We start from the raw sequence: 18,047 nt of genomic DNA on the forward strand, positions 1-18,047 counted from the left end.
CGGACAACTCCGATGCGAGGCAAGACCAGCGCATCGGACCGAAAAGTGGGAGCCGGTTTTCGAGCGCATCCGAAGCGCTTCAGCGCCCACTCCGGCCATCGCATGATCGGGCGGCAAGACAGGTTTCGCTAAAGCATTGGCAAGACGGGCTTTTGTCTTCGCTTCGCTGAATTTGTTTTGTTAAGGTCGCTGCGGATCTGCTTCGCGGCGTCTCCGACCTGTCGCTGTCGGACCGCAAGGCGGGGAGTGCGATGGGGGCATGGCCGAGACGGTGAAGACCAATCCTGAACGAGCGCCGCCTTGGCAGGTGGGACGGCGGATGCGCGTGCGCCGGCCGCTCGTGGTCTATCTGGCCGCCTTGCTGATGGTGGCGATCATCCCGTCCTTCATCTTCTCGCTGTTCATTCTCAAGCGCAGCGCGGACAATCAGGACGAGGTCGTCAGCCAGCTTCTGAGGGCCTCGACCACCTCGGTCAGCCGCGTGGTCGAGCGTGAAATCGACACGATGCTGACCACGCTCAAGGTTCTTGCCGCGCTGCATCGGCCCGGGGACACCGATTTCAAGGCCTTTTACGACCGCTCGGTTTCCGCCCTTGCCGGCACGGGCACGCATCTTCTGATCGTTGACCGGAATTATCGCCAGCTGTTCAACACCCGCGTACGCTACGGCGCGCCGCTGCCGCCGGTGGCGGATCCCTCCTCGGTGGATCAGGCCTTCCGCTCGGGCACCACGGTGGTCTCCAACGTCTTCTTCGGCCGCACGGCAGGGCGCTGGGTCTTCAATGTCTATCTTCCGCTCGGCGACAACGGCACCTCCACGGAATGGGTGATGGCGCTGACGCGCGACGCCGAGGATCTGGCGCGCGTCGTCGGTCATGGCGCGCTCTCCAGCGGCTGGAACGCCGCGGTGCTGGACAGCACCGGCCGCGTGATCGCCTCCTCCGACGCAACGATGCGGCCCGGCACTGCCTTCTTCCTGCAGATCGTTCCGGGCCCCGAGGCCGGGCTCGGTTCTGCCCGTTACAAGGGGGTCGATTACCGCACGGTCACGGAGTTTTCCGTGACCAGCGGCTGGCGCGTGGTGGCCTGGGCACGCCAGTCGGATGTCGATGCCCGCGTGGTCAAGTCCTTCCTCTGGCTGAGCCTTGGTGGCATGCTGTTTGCCGGGCTTGCCCTCGTCGGCTCCATGGCCATTGCCCGGATGCTGTCGCAGGGCGTGCGCGGTCTGGCGGAGGATGCGCGTCGGCTTGGCGCGGGAGAGCCTGTGGCACCCCGCCGCCACCGGATCACCGAACTCGAAGCCGTCTCGGAAGCACTGGGGGCGGCGGCAGAGGCGCGCGCCAAGGCCGAGGGCGAGATCCACTTCCTCATGCGCGAGGTGGCGCATCGCTCGAAGAACCAGCTGACCGTCATCCAGTCCATGCTCAACCAGTCGGTCCATGCGCAGGGCACGGCACAGGATTTTGCCGAGACCTTCCGCCGCCGTCTTGCCGGCCTTGCCCGCTCCACCGACCTGATGATCGCCCATGCGGCACAGGGGGTCGATATGGGCGAGCTTGCCCGCAACCAGCTGCAGCCCTTCGTGCCGGAGGAGGCCGGCCGCGTCGTCATCGATGGTCCGCCCCTGCGGCTGGATACGCAGGCCTCGCAGACGCTCGGCATGGCGCTGCACGAGCTGGCCACCAACGCCACCAAATATGGCGCGCTGGCCAACAGCCATGGCCGCGTCCGCCTGAGCTGGACGACAGACGAGACGGAGCTCCATCTGGTTTGGCGCGAGAGCGGTGCCGACCTGCCGGCCGAGACCACGCCGCCGCGCCGGGGTTTCGGCACCATGGTGCTGGAGCGCATGCTCGGCATGTCGCTCGATGCCAGGCTCAAGCGCGAGCGCCATGCCGACGGCATCGAATGGCAGGTGACCATTCCGCTGGCCAAGCTGTCGCCAGAGGCCAAGCCCGCGGAAACGCCGTGACCCTCGGCCTTTCACTTGCGTCGGCACGCTCTTTCTTTCCTCAGGAAGATGCGGTATAGGCAGCGCCAACATGAGGTTCGGCTGCGTTTGACGCGGCGGTTCCCGCATTTTGCGCGAACCCTCTTCATGGGCTTGAACGGCCGCAGCTAGACGACATCCCGGCTGCAGGCGACCTGAAATCCTAAAAATAGAAGAAAGGATGACACGATGTCGATCACCGCAGAACGCAAGGCGGAACTGATCAAGCAGTACGCCACCGCCGAAGGCGACACCGGTTCTCCGGAAGTCCAGGTGGCCCTGCTCACCGAGCGGATCACCAACCTGACCGAACACTTCAAGGACCACAAGAAGGACAACCACTCCCGTCGTGGTCTCCTGGCCCTGGTTTCCAGCCGCCGCTCGCTGCTGGACTATCTGAAGAAGAAGGACGAAGGGCGCTACAGCAAGCTGATCACCGCGCTCGGCATCCGCCGCTAAGACTTCGAGCCGCCGGGCGCATCGCCATGATGGGCCCGGCGGTTTCGCATCCGGCCTGCGTCGCTTCAAGGAAGGGCGGCAGGCGGGTGCCCTCGCAGGAGGGCAGACCGGACAGGATCGCGCCTGTCGCCTGAAGGCCAGGCGGCGCCCATCCGGCACACCGAGACAAGAGGCAATGGCGGACAGGCCCTGAGGCGCCGCCCGTTGCCAGAGCAGGCAGGACCGAAAGCGGTCTTGCCGATGCCGCCGATCCGCCTGGTTCAAGAGCCCCTGGTTCGAGACGAGGCGGCGCGCCGCGCCGGAGGCGAGGGCGCGACAAGGCGGCAGAGACCCGCAGACCGGAATGTGCCGGGCTGCGGAAGATCAACCGACCGGCCTGTCATGGGGCAGGATTGCAGGATGCTTCGGCGCCATGGCCGGAGCGGGAAACCGGCGCCGGATGGCCCGCCCGCTTCGCCGGATGCCCGAACGACGGTTCCACCCCGTGGCCCGTCAGAAGCCTCCCGCTGTCTTGCCCGTGATGCGCCGTCACGGCGGAGAAACCGCCCGCGCCGGTTCCGGCAGCGGCCGGACCCCGCAGATGCAAGGAATGTAAGATGATGTTCGATACGCATACGGTCGAAATCGAATGGGCCGGCCGCCCGCTGAAGCTGGAAACCGGCAAGATCGCCCGTCAGGCCGACGGCGCCGTTCTCGCCACCTATGGCGAAACCGTCGTTCTGGCCACCGTCGTTTCGGCCAAGGCGCCGAAGCCGGGCCAGGATTTCTTCCCGCTGACCGTCAACTACCAGGAAAAGACCTATGCCGCCGGCAAGATCCCGGGCGGCTACTTCAAGCGCGAAGGTCGCCCGTCGGAAAACGAAACGCTGGTTTCGCGCCTGATCGACCGGCCGATCCGCCCGCTCTTCCCCGAGGGCTACAAGAACGACACGCAGGTCGTAGTCACGGTCATGCAGCATGACCTGGAAAACAATCCCGACATCCTCTCGATGGTCGCCACCTCGGCCGCTCTGACCCTTTCGGGCGTTCCCTTCATGGGCCCGGTCGGCGGCGCGCGCGTCGGCTATATCAATGGCCAGTACGTCCTGAACCCGCATCTCGACGAGATGGACGAGTCCAGCCTCGACCTCGTCGTTGCCGGCACCACCGACGCCGTTCTGATGGTCGAGTCCGAAGCCAAGGAACTCGACGAAGACGTGATGCTCGGCGCCGTCATGTTCGGCCATAAGGGCTTCCAGCCGGTGATCGACGCGATCATCAAGCTGGCCGAGGTCGCCGCCAAGGAGCCGCGTGACTTCCAGCCGGAGGACTTCTCCGCGCTTGAAGGCGAAATGCTGTCGATCGCCGAAGGCGAGCTGCGCGAAGCCTACAAGATCACCCAGAAGGCCGACCGCTACGCCGCCGTCGATGCCGTCAAGACCAAGGTCAAGGCGCATTTCTTCCCCGAGGGCGGCGAGCCGCGCTACACGGCCGAAGAAGTCGGCGCCGTCTTCAAGCATCTGCAGGCCAAGATCGTTCGCTGGAACATTCTGGACACCAAGAGCCGCATCGACGGCCGCGACCTGGAAACGGTTCGCCCGATCACGGCGGAAGTCGGCCTGCTGCCGCGCACCCATGGTTCGGCGCTCTTTACCCGCGGCGAGACCCAGGCGATCGTCGTCGCCACGCTCGGCACCGGCGAAGACGAGCAGTATGTCGACAGCCTGACCGGCATGTACAAGGAACGCTTCCTGCTGCACTACAACTTCCCGCCCTACTCGGTCGGTGAGACGGGCCGCATGGGCTCCCCGGGCCGCCGCGAAATCGGCCATGGCAAGCTGGCTTGGCGCGCCATCCGCCCGATGCTGCCGTCGGCGGAACAGTTCCCCTACACGCTGCGCGTCGTTTCCGAAATCACCGAATCGAACGGCTCGTCCTCCATGGCCACCGTCTGCGGCACCTCGCTGGCGCTGATGGATGCGGGCGTTCCGCTCGCCAAGCCGGTTGCCGGTATTGCCATGGGCCTGATCCTGGAAGGCGACCGCTTCGCCGTTCTCTCGGACATCCTGGGCGACGAAGACCACCTCGGCGACATGGACTTCAAGGTCGCCGGCACGGCTGACGGCATCACCTCGCTGCAGATGGACATCAAGATCGCCGGCATCACCGAGGAGATCATGAAGGTCGCGCTCGGCCAGGCACAGGGTGGCCGCAAGCACATTCTCGGCGAAATGGCCAACGCCATCACCGAGAGCCGCGGCCAGCTCGGCGAATTCGCGCCGCGCATCGAGGTCATGAACATTCCGGTCGACAAGATCCGCGAAGTCATCGGCTCGGGCGGCAAGGTCATCCGCGAAATCGTCGAGAAGACCGGCGCCAAGATCAACATCGAAGACGACGGCACCATCAAGATCGCCTCGTCCTCCGGCAAGGAGATCGAAGCGGCCCGCAAGTGGATCCACTCGATCGTCGCCGAGCCGGAAGTCGGCCAGATCTATGAAGGCACGGTCGTCAAGACCGCCGATTTCGGCGCCTTCGTCAACTTCTTCGGCCCGCGCGATGGCCTCGTGCACATCTCGCAGCTGGCCTCCGACCGCGTGTCCAAGACGACCGACGTCGTCAAGGAAGGCGACAAGGTCTGGGTCAAGCTGATGGGCTTCGACGAGCGCGGCAAGGTCCGCCTGTCGATGAAGGTCGTCGACCAGGCCACCGGCAAGGAAGTCTCCGGCAAGGCCGAAGGCGACGCCGCCGAATAAGCCGGCTGCCCGCGGCCTCTGAGCACTGGACCGAAGAACGCAAACACGTTCTCGCAGAATCCGGTGATCTGGAGACGCAGTGAAAGGACAAGAGGGCGCGGAGGCCGGCAGATGCCGCTCCGCGCCCTTTGCCTTCCCAGGCAGTCCTGTCCATCCTTGCTCAACCGAGGATCCGCCGGGCAGATTGCAGGTTCGACATAGAATTTATCCGGCTATTCAGTTCGCGAGCCGGCCAAGGCGCAGGCCGCTGCTTCGCCTCGCATCGTGGCCGAGAGGCGCACGAGACCGGACAAGCCGATTTTTTTCATGAGTGCTGCTGCGCCATTCGAGGCGCGTGCGCTCGACACCAAGGGCCTGCCGCCACGCGCGCCAAGAGAGCCCCAATTTCGACAAGGGAGCGCCGACGTGACGCGCAATGCTGTAAAGACCCTGTTTCACCCCTTCGCCAATGGCACGCTTGACCTCCCGGGGGAGGGACAGCGCATCCTGTTTCTCGGCGCGGAAGCCGGCTTCGATCGGCCCGAGGGCTTTGACGCCACGCTGGACGCTGTCCAGCCGCTGCGCCCCCATCATCGCGGCCTGGCCGCAGCCCGCATCGACAGCCGTCCGGAACTGGGCGACGGCAAGGAGTATGACGGCGCGCTGCTGCTCATCGGCAAGCATCGTGGCGAGAACGAGCAGAGGATCGCCGAAGCGCTGCTGCGCACCCGCGAGGGCGGCATGATCGTGATCGCCGGCGCCAAGGAGGACGGCATTCTGGCGCTGCGCAAGCGGCTGGAGGCGCTCGGCTTCGACGTGGACAGCCTGCCGAAATATCATGCGGTCGCCCTCTGGTTCCCGCGCCCGGCCGATATCGGCGCTGCCGTGGAGACCCTGCGGGCCCGCGCGGCCGTGGTCGAAGGCCGCTTTACCGCGGCACCCGGCATGTTCTCGCATGACCGGATCGATCCCGGCTCGGAACTGCTCGCCTCGCGCTTTCCCCGCGATGCCAGCGGCCATGCTGCCGATTTCGGCGCCGGCTGGGGCTATCTCTCAGTCATGCTCGCCGAGGCCGCGCCGGGCCTCAAGGGCATCGACCTGTTCGAGGCCGACCACAATGCGCTGGAAGCCGCCCGCGCCAACATGGCCGCCAATGCCCGCAACATGCCGGCCCGCTTCCACTGGCAGGACCTGACGGCCGAGGAGCCGCGCGACCGTTTCGACCTGATCGTGATGAACCCGCCCTTCCACGAGACCCAGGCCGCCGATCCGGCGCTAGGCCAGGCCATGATCCGCATGGCGGCAAAGTCGCTCAAGCTGGGTGGCCGGCTGATGCTGGTCGCCAATCGCGGCCTGCCTTACGAGTCCGTCATGACCGAGCTGTTCAAGGAATGGGGCGAGACCTGCCGCAATGCGCGCTTTAAGGTGCTGTGGGGCCGCAAGTAGACGGAGCATCCATGCCGCCGGAAACACGAGATCCGATCATCATCGCCGATGCTCGCCCGCTGATCCGGCTTGCGGCCGCGGACCTGCTGGAAGCCATACGCTTGACCAACCGGCAGATCGTGCTCGTGGATCGGGTGGAGGATGAGGTTTGCGGCGATCCATCGAAGCCTTTTGCCTCGGAAGTCGCCGATTGGCTTTCGCGCATGCAGGACGCCGTCATCAGAGCGCCGACGCTGGAGGGGCTCGCCATCGCCACCCTTCGCCAGCAATCCGCGCAAGGGAATGCTGCGGCGGCCGAGCGCCTGAAGAAGGCGCTTCGCCACAGCGGCGAGCGCGCCATCCGCGAATATGTCGAAATGATCGAGCCGAGCGATGTCGAAACCGCACTCGTGCTCTACGAGGACGGCGCCGTTCCCAATCTGATGTCGGCTGCGAACGTTCCGATGGTGCTGATGACTACCCGCGCCTTCGTCCGAGAAGTGATCGACCGCGGCTATAATGGCGATGCGCTGCAGGCCCTGGAAAGCACCGGCTATCATCTCAAGCCGCCGATCCGCACGGTGATCGAGGGCGGGTTCGAGGAGTCTTCGCTGTAGACCACGCTTCGGCGATACGCGCAGGACTGTTCTCGCAGGCCGGTCTCGAAGAACAGATAAGCCCGGATTGGCGGTGGCCGATCCGGGCTTTTTCGTCTGCTTCTCTCGCCCTCTGTCAACGAAGGCGGCGATCCGATGGAATGGTCTACTCCGTATCCGCCCCGCGCAGCGTCTCAAGCGTCGGCAGGGAGGTGATGTTGTAGCCGGCATCGACATAATGGACTTCGCCGGTCACGCCATTGGACAGGTCAGACAGCAGATAGAGGGCGGAGCCGCCGATATCCTCGATGGTCGGCGTGCGGCGCAAGGGCGCGTTCTTCTGGTTCCAGGAGAGGATGGCGCGGGCGTCGGAGATGCCGGCGCCGGCCAGCGTGCGCACGGGGCCGGCGGAGATGGCGTTGACGCGGATGCCGCGCGGGCCGTAATCGGCGGCCAGATAGCGCACGGAGGCTTCCAGCGCCGCCTTGGCCACGCCCATGATGTTGTAGTTCGGAATCACCCGTTGCGAGCCGTTATAGGTCAGCGTCAGCATGGTGCCGCCGTCGGTCATCAGCGGCGCCGCGCGCTTGGCGAGCTCCGTGAAGGAGAAGCAGGAGATGACCATGGTGCGCGAGAAGTTCTCGCGCGTGGTGTCGGCATAAAGCCCCTTCAGCTCGTTCTTGTCGGAAAAGCCGACGGCATGAACGACGAAATGCAGCTTGCCCCAGCGCTCGGCGATCGCGGCAATGGTTGCATCGACGGAGGCGATATCCTCGACATCGCAGGGCAGGACGAAATCGGAGCCAAGCTCGGCGGCAAGCGGCTTCACCCGCTTGCCGAGCGCCTCGCCCTGATAGGTGAAGGCGAGCTCGGCCCCCTGCGCGTGAACCGCCTTGGCGATGCCCCAGGCGATCGAGTGGTTGTTGGCGAGGCCCATGATGAGCCCGCGCTTGCCGTTCATGAAGCCGGTCATGGCGCTCATCCGTTGTGGCGCTGGAAGACCAGCGTGGCGTTCGTGCCGCCGAAGCCGAAGGAATTGGACAGGATCGTGTCGATCTTGGCATTGTCGATGCGGCTGCGCACGACCGGAACACCCTCGAATTCCGGATCGAGCTCGGTGATGTGTGCGCTTTCGCCGATGAAGCCGGCCTGCATCATCAGAAGGCCGTAGATCGATTCCTGTACGCCGGCTGCGCCCAGCGAATGGCCGGTCAGCGACTTGGTCGACTGCACATGCGGGATCTTGTCCCCGAAGACCTCGCGGATCGCGCCGATCTCCTTGCTGTCGCCCACCGGCGTCGAGGTGCCGTGGGTGTTGATATAGTCGATCTCGCCCTTCACCGTGGAGAGCGCCTGGCGCATGCAGCGCACCGCGCCTTCGCCCGAGGGAGCGACCATGTCATAGCCGTCGGAGGTGGCGCCGTAGCCGACGAGTTCCGCATAGATCTTGGCGCCGCGCGCCTTGGCATGCTCCAGCTCTTCCAGAACCAGCACGCCCGCGCCGCCGGCAATGACGAAGCCGTCGCGCGAGACGTCATAGGCGCGCGAGGCGGTGGCCGGCGTGTCGTTGAACTTCGACGACATGGCGCCCATGGCGTCGAACAGGTTGGACATGGACCAGTCGAGATCCTCGTGGCCGCCGGCGAACATGATGTCCTGCTTGCCCCACTGGATCATCTCCGCCGCATTGCCGATGCAGTGCGCCGAGGTCGAACAGGCCGAGGAGATCGAGTAGTTCACGCCATGGATCTTGAACCAGGTGGCGAGCGTCGCCGAGGCCGTGGAGGACATGGCCTTCGGCACGGCAAACGGGCCGATTCGCTTCGGACTCATGTTCTTGCGGGTGATGTCGGCGGCTTCCACCAGCGTGCGGGTGGAAGGGCCGCCGGAGCCCATTATGATGCCGGTGCGCTCGTTGCCGGAGATTTCGCGCTCTTCGAGCCCCGAATCGGCAATCGCCTGCTTCATCGCCACATGGTTCCACATGCCGCCCTGCGACAGGAAGCGCGCAGCGCGACGATCGACCAGGTCGGTCGTGTCGATTTCGGGCGCGCCCCAGACCTGGCAGCGGAAGCCATATTCGGCAAAATCCTTGGAGAAGGTGATGCCGGACCTGGCGTCCCGCAGGGACTGCGTGACCGCCTCCGCATCGTTACCGATGGAGGAAACGATCCCCAGCCCGGTGACAACAACACGTCTCATCGCGATGAACCTTCCTTCGATCGGTCTTTTGGTTTGCCTTCGCACTGAAGCAGAAGCCTCAGGCGGCCTTTTCCTGGAACAGGCCGACGCGCAGATCGGTTGCGCGGTAGATCACTTCGCCATCGGCCTTCATCCAGCCATCGGCAATGCCGAGAACCAGGCGGCCGCGCATGACGCGCTTGAAGTCGATGCCATATTCGACGAGCTTGGTCTTCGGCGTCACCATGCCGGTGAACTTGACCTCGCCGGTGGAGAGCGCGCGGCCCTTGCCGGGCTCGCCCAGCCAGCCGAGATAGAAGCCAGTCAGCTGCCACAGCGCGTCGAGACCCAGGCAGCCGGGCATGACGGGATCGCCCTGGAAATGGCAGGGGAAGAACCAGAGGTCGGGCGTGATGTCGAATTCGGCACGGGCGAAGCCCTTGCCATGATCACCACCATCCTCGGACAGTTCGGTGATCCGGTTGAACATCAGCATGGGCGGCAGCGGCAGCTGAGCATTGCCGGGGCCGAACAGCTCGCCGCGCCCGCAGCTCAGGATTTCCTCATAGTTAAAGCTCGTCTGCCTGGAACTCATGCCTTGGCGTCCTCACGTCTGAATTCGTCGAAGTCTGCGCTGATGTAGGATGAAAAGACCGTGATTTGAAGCGGCGGCCGCGGGAAAGCGGCGGGCCAGGCTTCGTCACGCCTGTCATCCCCAGCGCAGGTGTTTGCGCCGTCGCATACATGATGATGCCCGTCATCACCAGAGGAAAACCGGAAACTGCGGCCTTTGTGCCCTTCAAGGACAGTTTGCCGCCAGCAAAATCGTTCCGGGCCGACCAGACACGGGCTTCCTTTCGGGACGCCTACCCGTTGTTTCACGCTATTGAAAGCGTTTCAGCGAAAAGTTATATCGGTGTAGAATGTTCAAGTTTTGATGAGAAGCCTCAGTCCCCGATGTCCGATCGCTCGACGCTCTGTCCCGAAGACCGCCTGCGCCAATTCGGCCTTCGTCCGACGCGCCAGCGCGTGGCACTGGCCGAACTCCTGTTCGCCAAGGGGGACCGCCATCTGACGGTGGAGGAGCTGCACGAGGAAGCGGTGACGTCAGGCGTGCCTGTCTCGCTGGCCACGGTCTACAACACGCTGCACCAGTTTACCGATGCCGGCATGATCCGCGTTCTGAGCGTGGAAAGCAGCAAGACCTATTTCGACACCAATGTGTCGGACCATCATCACTTCTTCATCGAGGGCCATAACGAGGTGCTCGACATTCCCGTGAGCAACATCTCGATCGGCAATCTGCCCGAGCCGCCCGAGGGCATGGAGATCGCCCATGTCGACGTGGTGATCCGCCTGCGGCGCAAGGACGGAGAGGCACCCTCGGCGTCGTAATGGCGGCAGGGTCGGCCGGTCGCGGTCATGACAGGCTGCTGAACGAGAGGTGCGTGCTTCATAGGTTTTCCGCAGCTTAGGAGCTGCAAGGGGGCTTGTATGCTCGGCAGGGTCTTTTTCATGGCCGGACTGCTGATGGCCGGACTGCTGGTGGTGGTTCCTGCTGGCGCTCAGGCGACGGAACCCGCCGAAGACGGTGCGCCAGCGCCGTGGAAACATCTCGACGGACGCAATGCCGGTGCGGTCGGGACCTGCTCGCCGGATGACGACGAGGATGTCACGGACTGCTATCTCGTGCGGTGCGAGAAGGGCGACCTCGTCTTCGTCATGCAGGCAGCCAATCTCGCGGAATTCGGCGTTCGCAAGATCACGTTCGAGATCGGTCGCTACAAGCAGACGATCAAACTGCCCGCTGTAAAGAACGAAGAGCAGGCGATCAGCCTTGCGAAAGAGCAGAAGCTCCTCGCCGCGTTGACGTCCCGTTCCGATTGGGCAAGCCTCTCGACTGCTGGAGCCCGCCTGGAATACAGCACGGGCTTTGACTTGACGGGTGCCGCGACATTGATTTCCCAGCTACGCGGGATCTGCCGGAAATAGCCAGGGCCCGATTCTTATCATCTGGCCGAGGCAGGAAATCCGCCGGCAGAGTGTCAAGTTGCAACAATCGGCCGTTGCCCGGCTTGGCTTGCGGCCGGATGGAAAGGACGATCTCATGCGTGCAGTTGCTGCAAATACGCGTGTCGGCTGCATCTTTCTCGCCTTGGCCACCATCGCATTCGGTCCCGCGGCCGCAGCCCGGGACGCCCTCTCCCGTGTGATCGAGCAGGGATGCTTCGCTCGGCACTACACAATGTCCCATCTGTCAGCCCATCCCCGCCAGCGTGTCAAAGCCGTTTGGCTCAGCCATGAAGACGGCCGAACCGCAGATGGCGGAACCGAGTTGACGATTGCCTTCCAGATCGACGGGACGACCTTCGGGAGCACGGCCTACTGCAAGGGCAGTCGGTGTGTGCTGGAAGCGGATCAAGGCGCGTTCATGCTGCAGACAAATGGCTCGGACCTTCGACTTGCCGTTGGAAGCCGTCTATCGGTCGAAGGCGCGCACGGTTTCTCGCCGGATCTCGGTCGCAGCATGGACGACCGTGTCTTCCGCCTTCATCCAGCGGATCGATCGGTTTGCGCAGCGGTCACGTTCTGATCTGAGGTCTGGACGGGGGAAATGGACCGTTCCCAAGCGCGAATCGCGCAGCGAAAATGACGGCCTGGGCGCATGTCGGATTTTTGCTCGGAAATCGAGCTAAGATATTTATTTTCTCAGTTTTTCTCGAGAAAATCGGATGCGGCTTTCCGGTCGCGCCGCCGCGGTGGCATCACCACGTCAGGGTCGCGCCCGGGCTTTGCCTTGCCGCGCGGCAGCGTCCAGCCGAAGCGCAGCGCGCCGCCGCGCACCAGGAAGGCGGCGAGCGTGCCGATCAGCGAGGCCAACCAGGGCTCGGCGCCGAGCGCATGCGAGATCACGAAGACCAGCGACCCGGCCAGCGCCGCGCTCACATAGATTTCCGGCCGCAGCAGCACGGACGGTTCGCCCGCCAGGAGATCGCGCAGAATGCCGCCGAAGGTGGCGGTGAGAATGCCGGTGACGAGGGCGAGAAGCGGCGAGCCGGTTGCCGCCAGCCCCTTTTCCGCCCCCATCACGCAGAACAGCGCAAGCCCGGCCGCATCGAGCCAGAGCAGCAGGCGGTAGCGGGATTCGAAGCGGTTGGCCGAGAGGAATACGGCAATCGCCGCGCCTGTGGTGATGACGAGATAGGTGGGATCACGCACCCAGAAGACCGGCGCCTGGCCGAGGATCAGGTCGCGCAGCGTACCGCCGCCAATGCCGGTGACCGCGCCGAAGAAGAGATAGCCGATGATATCGAGCTGCTTGCGCGAGGCCGAGAGCGCGCCCGTAGCGGCAAAGACGGCGACGCCGGCATAATCGAGAAAGCTGAGGATCGACATGGGCATTCCCTGTGCAAGCTGTCGCGCCGGCGCATCCTCGCGCCGGCCGCAGGATCAGGCTTGACCCGGCGCAGCGCCGATTTCAAGCGCTGCATTTCGCCAGACAGAGGCAGATCGATGGCGGGAGACAGGCGGCGCTGTTGTGCCCGCATGAAAGCTTATTGCGGAAACAGCGCCGTGGTGCGGCCGGTGGCGTAATAGGCGGCAAGGCCCGTCCATTCGCGCACCGCCGTCGTCAGAAGCTGGGCATTGAGCGAGGGCTGGGTGAAATCCAGACCCGGCCTTGCCTGGCCGGTCGTGCGGTAATCGGTCGGCCAGGGGATCATTTCCAGCCCCTGTTTGCGGAAGAGCCCCATGGCGCGCGGCATGTGGAAGGCCGAGGTGATGAGCGCGCAGCGCTCCAGTCCGGCCTCCTTCAGCAGCGCCTGTGTCTGCCGGGCATTCTCGAAGGTGGTGCGCGAGGCATTTTCCTTCACCAGCCGGTCCGGCGCAATGCCGAACAGGGCGAAGAAGCGGGAAGCGACATCGGCATCGCCCTGATAGGCGCCGCTGAAGGAGCCGTCGCCGCCCGAAACCAGGATCTTTGCTTGAGGATGGAGCCCCGCCAGACGCGCAGCCTCGATGAAGCGGTCGGCCGCCTGGTTGAACTCGATGCCGCCGCGCGCCGCCATCACCTCGTTTTCAAAGGCGCCGCCGAGAACGACGATGCAGCCGAGATCCGCCGGCAGGGCGGCCGGCTTGGGAAAGCGATCCTCCAGCCTTTGCAGCAGCACGCTGCCCGTGGTGGTGAACAGGGCGACGAAGAGCAGGAGCGTGGCCAGGCTCAGCGTCGTCAGCCCCAGGCGGGACAGGCCGAACAGCAGAAGCAGCAGCGCGAGAAGAAGGAGAAGGAAGACGAGCGAGAGCGGCTGGGCGAGCAGCCAGAGGATTTTCGACAGCAGAAACATGATGGCACCATGCCGTGCCCTCGGGGGAAGAGCAAGCGGGCGGGTGGTCTTGCCGGCGCTCCGGCACCATGCGAAGGACCGCGAACGGCTATGCCCTGACGGTGGTCGCACGCGCAAAGGACAATGGTGAGGCCTTGGGAAAGGCTTGAGAAGGCTTGTACAGCGCGCGCGGGCTTGACCGGCGCCTGCGGCTGCGGCTTTCTCCCCGCCTATGAACCAGGTGAACACGTTGACGTCATCCGCCGGCCTCTGGCCCGTCGATCCTGCCCAGCCGGTGGCCGTGATCGGTGGCGGGCCGGCCGGGTTGATGGCGGCCGAGGGGCTGAGCGCGCGCGGGCATGCCGTCACCCTGTTCGAGGCCATGCCGACGATCGGCCGCAAGTTCCTGCTGGCCGGCAAATCGGGGCTGAACATCACCCATGCCGAGGACTATGCCCGGTTTCGCACCCGTTTCGGGCGCGCCGGCGCATCTCTGGCCCCAGCACTCGACGCCTTTCCGCCGCAGGCCGTGCGGGACTGGACGGATGAACTTGGTATCGAGACCTTTGTCGGCACGTCCGACCGCGTCTTTCCCTTAGGCCTGAAGGCCTCGCCGCTGCTGCGGGCATGGCGGGCGCGGCTGGAGGCCTCGGGCGTGCGCATCCGCACCCGCCATCGCATGGTCGGGCTCGATCGTCGCGGGCTGCATCTGGCCACGCCGGAAGGCGATCTCCTGCTGCGGCCGCCGGCCGTGCTCCTGGCGCTGGGCGGCGCCAGCTGGCCGCGGCTCGGCTCGGATGCGAGCTGGATGCCCGGTCTTGAGACGCTGGGCGTGGCGCTTTCGCCGTTTCGCCCGGCCAATTGCGGCTTCGACGTTGCCTGGAGCCCGCATTTCCTCGAACGCTTTGCCGGCGCGCCGCTCAAGGGGATCACGGCCACCAGCGCTGCCGGCCGCCTCTCGGGCGAATGCGTCGTCAGCTGTCACGGGGTCGAGGGCAGCCTGGTCTATGCCCATGCCAGCGCCTGCCGCGATGCGCTGGAGGCTGAGGGGCAGGCGGAGCTGGTGTTCGACCTGGCGCCCGGCCGCAGCCTCGAGCGTCTCACCGCCGATCTCGCCCGCCAGCCCGCCAAGGCGAGCTTTTCCACCCGCTTGCGCAAGGGCGCGGGTCTGGAAGGCGTGAAGGCGGCGCTGTTGCGCGAGGTGACGCCGGAGGCGGCCAGTCTATCGCCGGAGGGGCTCGCATCCCGCATCAAGCATCTGCCCGTGCCACTGCTTCGCCCCCGACCGATTGACGAGGCGATCTCTTCTGCCGGCGGCGTGCGCTGGGAGGGGCTTGATGAGCGGATGATGGTGCGGTCCGTGCCGGGGCTGTTTGTCGCCGGAGAAATGGTGGACTGGGAAGCGCCGACGGGCGGCTATCTTCTGACCGCCTGTCTGGCGATGGGCCGGCATGCCGGCCTCGGCCTTGCTGACTGGCTGGAGGAGCACGCTCCGCACGGATCTGCAAAGCAAGAATGAGAAAGGCCCGCCGGCGATGCCGACGGGCCTGTGCCACTTAAGTCTTCTGGGGTCCGCCTACCGGAAGACAGGTGGGCGACGCGCATTCATCAGGAGTTCCTGTTCGCTGGCAAAATTGCCGAAGAGACGCGTAAGTCGAACATTTTCCTCCTGGCTCAAACGATAGCGCCGGCAAAATTCTTCGACGCTACGCACGCTGCGCATCTTCACGTCTTCGAGTTTCGCAATATCCAGATGTTCACTCATGTCCCAAAAGTCCCCCTTGCTGCCCCGTGTAACGTTTTTGTCCGAAGTTTGTTCCAGCCGATATCGCTAAATTTCGTGCTTTTTTCTGACTAAATTCTTCGGTGGCGCGTCGGCCTGCTTCGGGTCCGAATCGGCCCGCTGCAGGGCGGGCCGAATGCAACTTCCCAGCCCGGCGCGCCGTTCAGGAGCAGATGAGACACAGCGAAGGGAGACCCGAAACATGCGATCCTTGAAGGATGCCGTGGTGGTGATCGCGGGCGCGTCGAGCGGCATCGGCGAGGCCGCAGCCGAGGCCTTTGCCGCCGAAGGGGCGCGGCTGGTGCTGGCGGCGCGAAACGGGCCGGCGCTGGAGGCTGTGGCCGAGCGCTGCCGGCGCCGGGGAGTGCGGGTGCTGGTCGTGCCGACAGACGTCACCGAACCGCGCCAGGTGGCCGCGCTGGTGGAGACCGCGCGCAGCTTCGGGCGGATCGATGTCTGGGTCAGCAATGTCGGCGTCGGCGCCGTCGGGCGCTTCCACGAGGTGCCGTTCGAGGCGCATGAGGCGATCATCCGCGCCAATCTCATTGGCCATATGCGCGAGGCCCATGCCGTCGTGCCGGTGTTTCTGGAGCAGGGCAGCGGCGTGTTCATCAATATGATCTCGCTCGGCGGCTTTGCCGCCACGCCCTTTGCCGCGGCCTATGCCGCCAGCAAGTTCGGCCTGCGCGGCTTTGCCCAGTCGCTGCGCGCGGAGCTTGCCGGGCACCGCGACATTCATGTCTGCGATATCTATCCCGCCTTCGTCGATACGCCGGGACTGAAGCACGGCGCCAATTATGTCGGCCGCGAGATCAAGCCGCCGCCGCCGGTCATCGACGCCCGGCGTGTGGCCGCCGCCATGGTGCGCGCCGCCCGCGCGCCTCGCGCCACGACCACCGTCGGCGTGGTGACCGATGCCGCACGGCTGGTCGTGGCGCTGGCGCCGGATCTGGCCGCCCGGCTTCTGGCGCGCGGCATGGAGCGCGGTTTTCGCCGTGCCGGCCGGATCGAGCGCAGCGAGGGCAATCTCTATCGGCCCCCGGTCGAGGCCGGCGGCATCGATGGCGGCTTCCGAAAGGCCGGGCCACTCTCCTCGGCCGGCGGCGTCGTTGTCGCCGGCTTGGTCGTGGCGGGCCTCGCCCTTGTCGCCGGCCGCCTTCTTGCCGGCCCGCCGCAGCCGCTGGCACGGCGAAGGGGGCGGCGGGTCTAGGGTCAGGACCCTAGATATTGCCATCCCCTCCCCAACAGGGCCCATGCCGCCCACATCCCCCGCAATTCCTTCGGAACCTGATGTCCGCGAAAGGGTTAGGTTCTTAGCCGGCGCGGTGGAGCGCGCCGGTCCGAATGTCTCGGTTCCGCCTGCGCGCCACAAAGGTGCGGCGGTGCGAGACGGTTTGAAGCGACGGGTCGTTTTTCGACTCCGCTCTCGCTTCATCAACACGCATCAGAAGGAGGATCCCATGGCCAAGGCCGATCACAAACATTTTGGTTCGGGCTCGCAGGGCAAGGGCGACGGCAGCGGCGCCATGACCGTCCTGGAAGACGGCATTCTTCCCGACAACATGATCCTGTCCAACCGTGACAAGGCGCAGCATTCGCGCGAGCGCGGGCTGGATGGCAAGAACATCCAGACAGAGCAGTATCGCGACCATGCGGGCAACCGCCGCAACGAATTGTAACGCCATGACCGGACCGGCCGAGCGCCCGGAATGCGGGCTGGCGCCGGGGTCATAAGATCGCCCCAACGGGCGAAGGAGGAAACGATGAACAGCAGGCAGCCGCCGGTTCCCCCGGCCAACCGCGCGCCGCATGGCGCAAAGCCGGAGCAACCGAACGACACGCAGGGCCAGATTTCGTCCCAGACGGTTGATCCCGACAAGATCGGTCAGCAGGGCAACAGCAAGATCAATACGACCCATCAGGGCTATCAGCAGGATCGCTGATCACCCGCTGAAAGCATGCCGGCGCATTTGCTGTGCCGGCTCGTCGATTTGCTGAACCAACAGGAGTTTTACATGTCCACATCAACCAAGACGCCTGCGAGCATTCGCCAGGGCGGTCCCGGCGCATCGCATGAAAACGCCAAGGCACCGCTCGACATCAAGAAGCCACCGGCCGATTCCGATCAGCGCTCCCACAGCGCGGTTTCAGGCGGCGGTGGTGAAAAGGACAGGCATCATAGCCATGATCCGGATGGGAAGGGCGCCGCGCGTACGCATTGACCTTGATGGCGAGGGTTTGTGCCCGCGCCATGCGCCCAACGATTGGCCCGCCTGTTCCCGATGGAGCAGGCGGGTGTAGGGGGCAGGCAGGTGAAAAGCCACTTACTTGCGCAAGATCACCCAGATGGCATGGATGATGCCCGGAATATAGCCGAGGAGCGTCAGCAGGATGTTCAGCCAGAAATGCAGGCCGATGCCGACCTGAAGGAACACGCCGACGGGCGGCAGCAGGATGGCGAGCAGGATGCGGATAACGTCCACGGAAGACCTCTTCGTTGGGTTCGATCCCCTTTCAACGCATAAGCAGGGGCAAAAGTTCGCCTGTCGCCAGCGGGCCGAAACATATCCGCCTTGA

The 18,047-nt window shown here is 65.0% G+C and carries 20 protein-coding genes; 13 read left to right on the forward strand and 7 right to left on the reverse strand.

The genetic code is table 11. From position 1 onward, the window contains the following. The first annotated feature begins 259 nt into the window (after positions 1–259). The 5 genes from BJF92_RS23780 (at position 260) to BJF92_RS23800 (ending at position 7,205) form a co-directional block, all read left to right on the forward strand. A complete protein-coding gene (locus BJF92_RS23780) occupies positions 260–1,972 on the forward strand; it encodes a sensor histidine kinase (RefSeq protein WP_075637237.1) in 1,713 nt (570 codons plus the stop codon). Positions 1,973–2,179: 207 nt separating this feature from the next. After that, positions 2,180–2,449, forward strand: a complete 270-nt coding sequence (gene rpsO / locus BJF92_RS23785; RefSeq protein WP_075637238.1) for a 30S ribosomal protein S15 — start codon at positions 2,180–2,182, stop codon at positions 2,447–2,449. Positions 2,450–3,048: 599 nt separating this feature from the next. After that, positions 3,049–5,184, forward strand: a complete 2,136-nt coding sequence (gene pnp, locus BJF92_RS23790) for a polyribonucleotide nucleotidyltransferase (protein WP_075637284.1) — start codon at positions 3,049–3,051, stop codon at positions 5,182–5,184. A 405-nt stretch (positions 5,185–5,589) separates the two neighbouring features. Further along, positions 5,590–6,609 (forward strand): class I SAM-dependent methyltransferase, encoded by a 1,020-nt coding sequence (locus BJF92_RS23795; RefSeq protein ID WP_075637239.1) that lies wholly within the window; start codon positions 5,590–5,592, stop codon positions 6,607–6,609. Between the two features lie 11 nt (positions 6,610–6,620). After that, positions 6,621–7,205 (forward strand): hypothetical protein, encoded by a 585-nt coding sequence (locus BJF92_RS23800; RefSeq protein WP_075637240.1) that lies wholly within the window; start codon positions 6,621–6,623, stop codon positions 7,203–7,205. 145 nt (positions 7,206–7,350) lie between these two features. Here the strand turns inward: BJF92_RS23800 and fabI are convergent, their stop codons facing one another. The 3 genes from fabI to fabA are packed head-to-tail and all read right to left on the reverse strand — an operon-like array spanning position 7,351 to position 9,960. Beyond that, positions 7,351–8,157 carry an enoyl-ACP reductase FabI gene (gene fabI, locus BJF92_RS23805; protein ID WP_075637241.1) on the reverse strand — a complete coding sequence of 269 codons (807 nt, stop codon included), beginning with the start codon at positions 8,155–8,157 and terminating at the stop codon, positions 7,351–7,353. Positions 8,158–8,162: 5 nt separating this feature from the next. Beyond that, positions 8,163–9,386: a beta-ketoacyl-ACP synthase I gene (gene fabB, locus BJF92_RS23810; protein WP_075637242.1), complete on the reverse strand. Its 1,224-nt coding sequence runs from the start codon at positions 9,384–9,386 to the stop codon at positions 8,163–8,165. A gap of 58 nt (positions 9,387–9,444) precedes the next feature. Beyond that, entirely contained in the window at positions 9,445–9,960 is a 516-nt protein-coding gene (gene fabA / locus BJF92_RS23815) for a 3-hydroxyacyl-[acyl-carrier-protein] dehydratase FabA (protein ID WP_075637243.1), read from the reverse strand. A gap of 362 nt (positions 9,961–10,322) precedes the next feature. Here fabA and irrA point away from each other — a divergent pair, with 362 nt between their 5' ends. The 3 genes from irrA (at position 10,323) to BJF92_RS23830 (ending at position 11,958) form a co-directional block, all read left to right on the forward strand. Then, a complete protein-coding gene (gene irrA, locus BJF92_RS23820) occupies positions 10,323–10,760 on the forward strand; it encodes an iron response transcriptional regulator IrrA (RefSeq protein ID WP_075637244.1) in 438 nt (145 codons plus the stop codon). Between the two features lie 99 nt (positions 10,761–10,859). After that, a complete protein-coding gene (locus BJF92_RS23825; RefSeq protein WP_075637245.1) occupies positions 10,860–11,357 on the forward strand; it encodes a hypothetical protein in 498 nt (165 codons plus the stop codon). A 115-nt stretch (positions 11,358–11,472) separates the two neighbouring features. After that, a complete protein-coding gene (locus BJF92_RS23830) occupies positions 11,473–11,958 on the forward strand; it encodes a hypothetical protein (RefSeq protein WP_075637246.1) in 486 nt (161 codons plus the stop codon). 116 nt (positions 11,959–12,074) lie between these two features. Here the strand turns inward: BJF92_RS23830 and BJF92_RS23835 are convergent, their stop codons facing one another. Together BJF92_RS23835 and BJF92_RS23840 are read right to left on the reverse strand one after the other, a co-directional pair. Next, a complete protein-coding gene (locus tag BJF92_RS23835; protein WP_075637285.1) occupies positions 12,075–12,761 on the reverse strand; it encodes a trimeric intracellular cation channel family protein in 687 nt (228 codons plus the stop codon). A 158-nt stretch (positions 12,762–12,919) separates the two neighbouring features. Then, complete coding sequence (locus BJF92_RS23840; protein WP_075637247.1) at positions 12,920–13,708, reverse strand: YdcF family protein; 789 nt, start codon at positions 13,706–13,708, stop codon at positions 12,920–12,922. A gap of 229 nt (positions 13,709–13,937) precedes the next feature. Between BJF92_RS23840 and BJF92_RS23845 the strand changes: the two genes are divergently transcribed. Then, complete coding sequence (locus BJF92_RS23845; protein WP_280938397.1) at positions 13,938–15,206, forward strand: TIGR03862 family flavoprotein; 1,269 nt, start codon at positions 13,938–13,940, stop codon at positions 15,204–15,206. Positions 15,207–15,263: 57 nt separating this feature from the next. Here BJF92_RS23845 and BJF92_RS23850 read toward each other — a convergent pair whose 3' ends face one another. Next, positions 15,264–15,452: a hypothetical protein gene (locus tag BJF92_RS23850; RefSeq protein WP_075637249.1), complete on the reverse strand. Its 189-nt coding sequence runs from the start codon at positions 15,450–15,452 to the stop codon at positions 15,264–15,266. A gap of 220 nt (positions 15,453–15,672) precedes the next feature. On the opposite strand from BJF92_RS23850, the gene BJF92_RS23855 reads away from it, so the two are divergent. The 4 genes from BJF92_RS23855 to BJF92_RS23870 all read left to right on the forward strand — a co-directional run bounded on the left by BJF92_RS23855 (position 15,673) and on the right by BJF92_RS23870 (position 17,692). Beyond that, complete coding sequence (locus BJF92_RS23855) at positions 15,673–16,680, forward strand: SDR family oxidoreductase (protein ID WP_075637250.1); 1,008 nt, start codon at positions 15,673–15,675, stop codon at positions 16,678–16,680. Positions 16,681–16,930: 250 nt separating this feature from the next. After that, positions 16,931–17,149: a hypothetical protein gene (locus tag BJF92_RS23860; RefSeq protein WP_075637251.1), complete on the forward strand. Its 219-nt coding sequence runs from the start codon at positions 16,931–16,933 to the stop codon at positions 17,147–17,149. A gap of 84 nt (positions 17,150–17,233) precedes the next feature. Beyond that, positions 17,234–17,413, forward strand: a complete 180-nt coding sequence (locus tag BJF92_RS23865) for a hypothetical protein (RefSeq protein WP_075637252.1) — start codon at positions 17,234–17,236, stop codon at positions 17,411–17,413. A 72-nt stretch (positions 17,414–17,485) separates the two neighbouring features. Continuing rightward, a complete protein-coding gene (locus BJF92_RS23870; protein ID WP_075637286.1) occupies positions 17,486–17,692 on the forward strand; it encodes a hypothetical protein in 207 nt (68 codons plus the stop codon). 102 nt (positions 17,693–17,794) lie between these two features. Here the strand turns inward: BJF92_RS23870 and BJF92_RS23875 are convergent, their stop codons facing one another. Then, the gene (locus BJF92_RS23875; RefSeq protein ID WP_075637253.1) at positions 17,795–17,953 is read right to left on the reverse strand and encodes a YqaE/Pmp3 family membrane protein; all 159 of its coding nucleotides are present in this window, start codon (positions 17,951–17,953) and stop codon (positions 17,795–17,797) included. Positions 17,954–18,047: the final 94 nt, after the last annotated feature.

Origin of the sequence: Xaviernesmea rhizosphaerae, assembly GCF_001938945.1 — a bacterium.
GTDB lineage: Bacteria > Pseudomonadota > Alphaproteobacteria > Rhizobiales > Rhizobiaceae > Xaviernesmea > Xaviernesmea rhizosphaerae.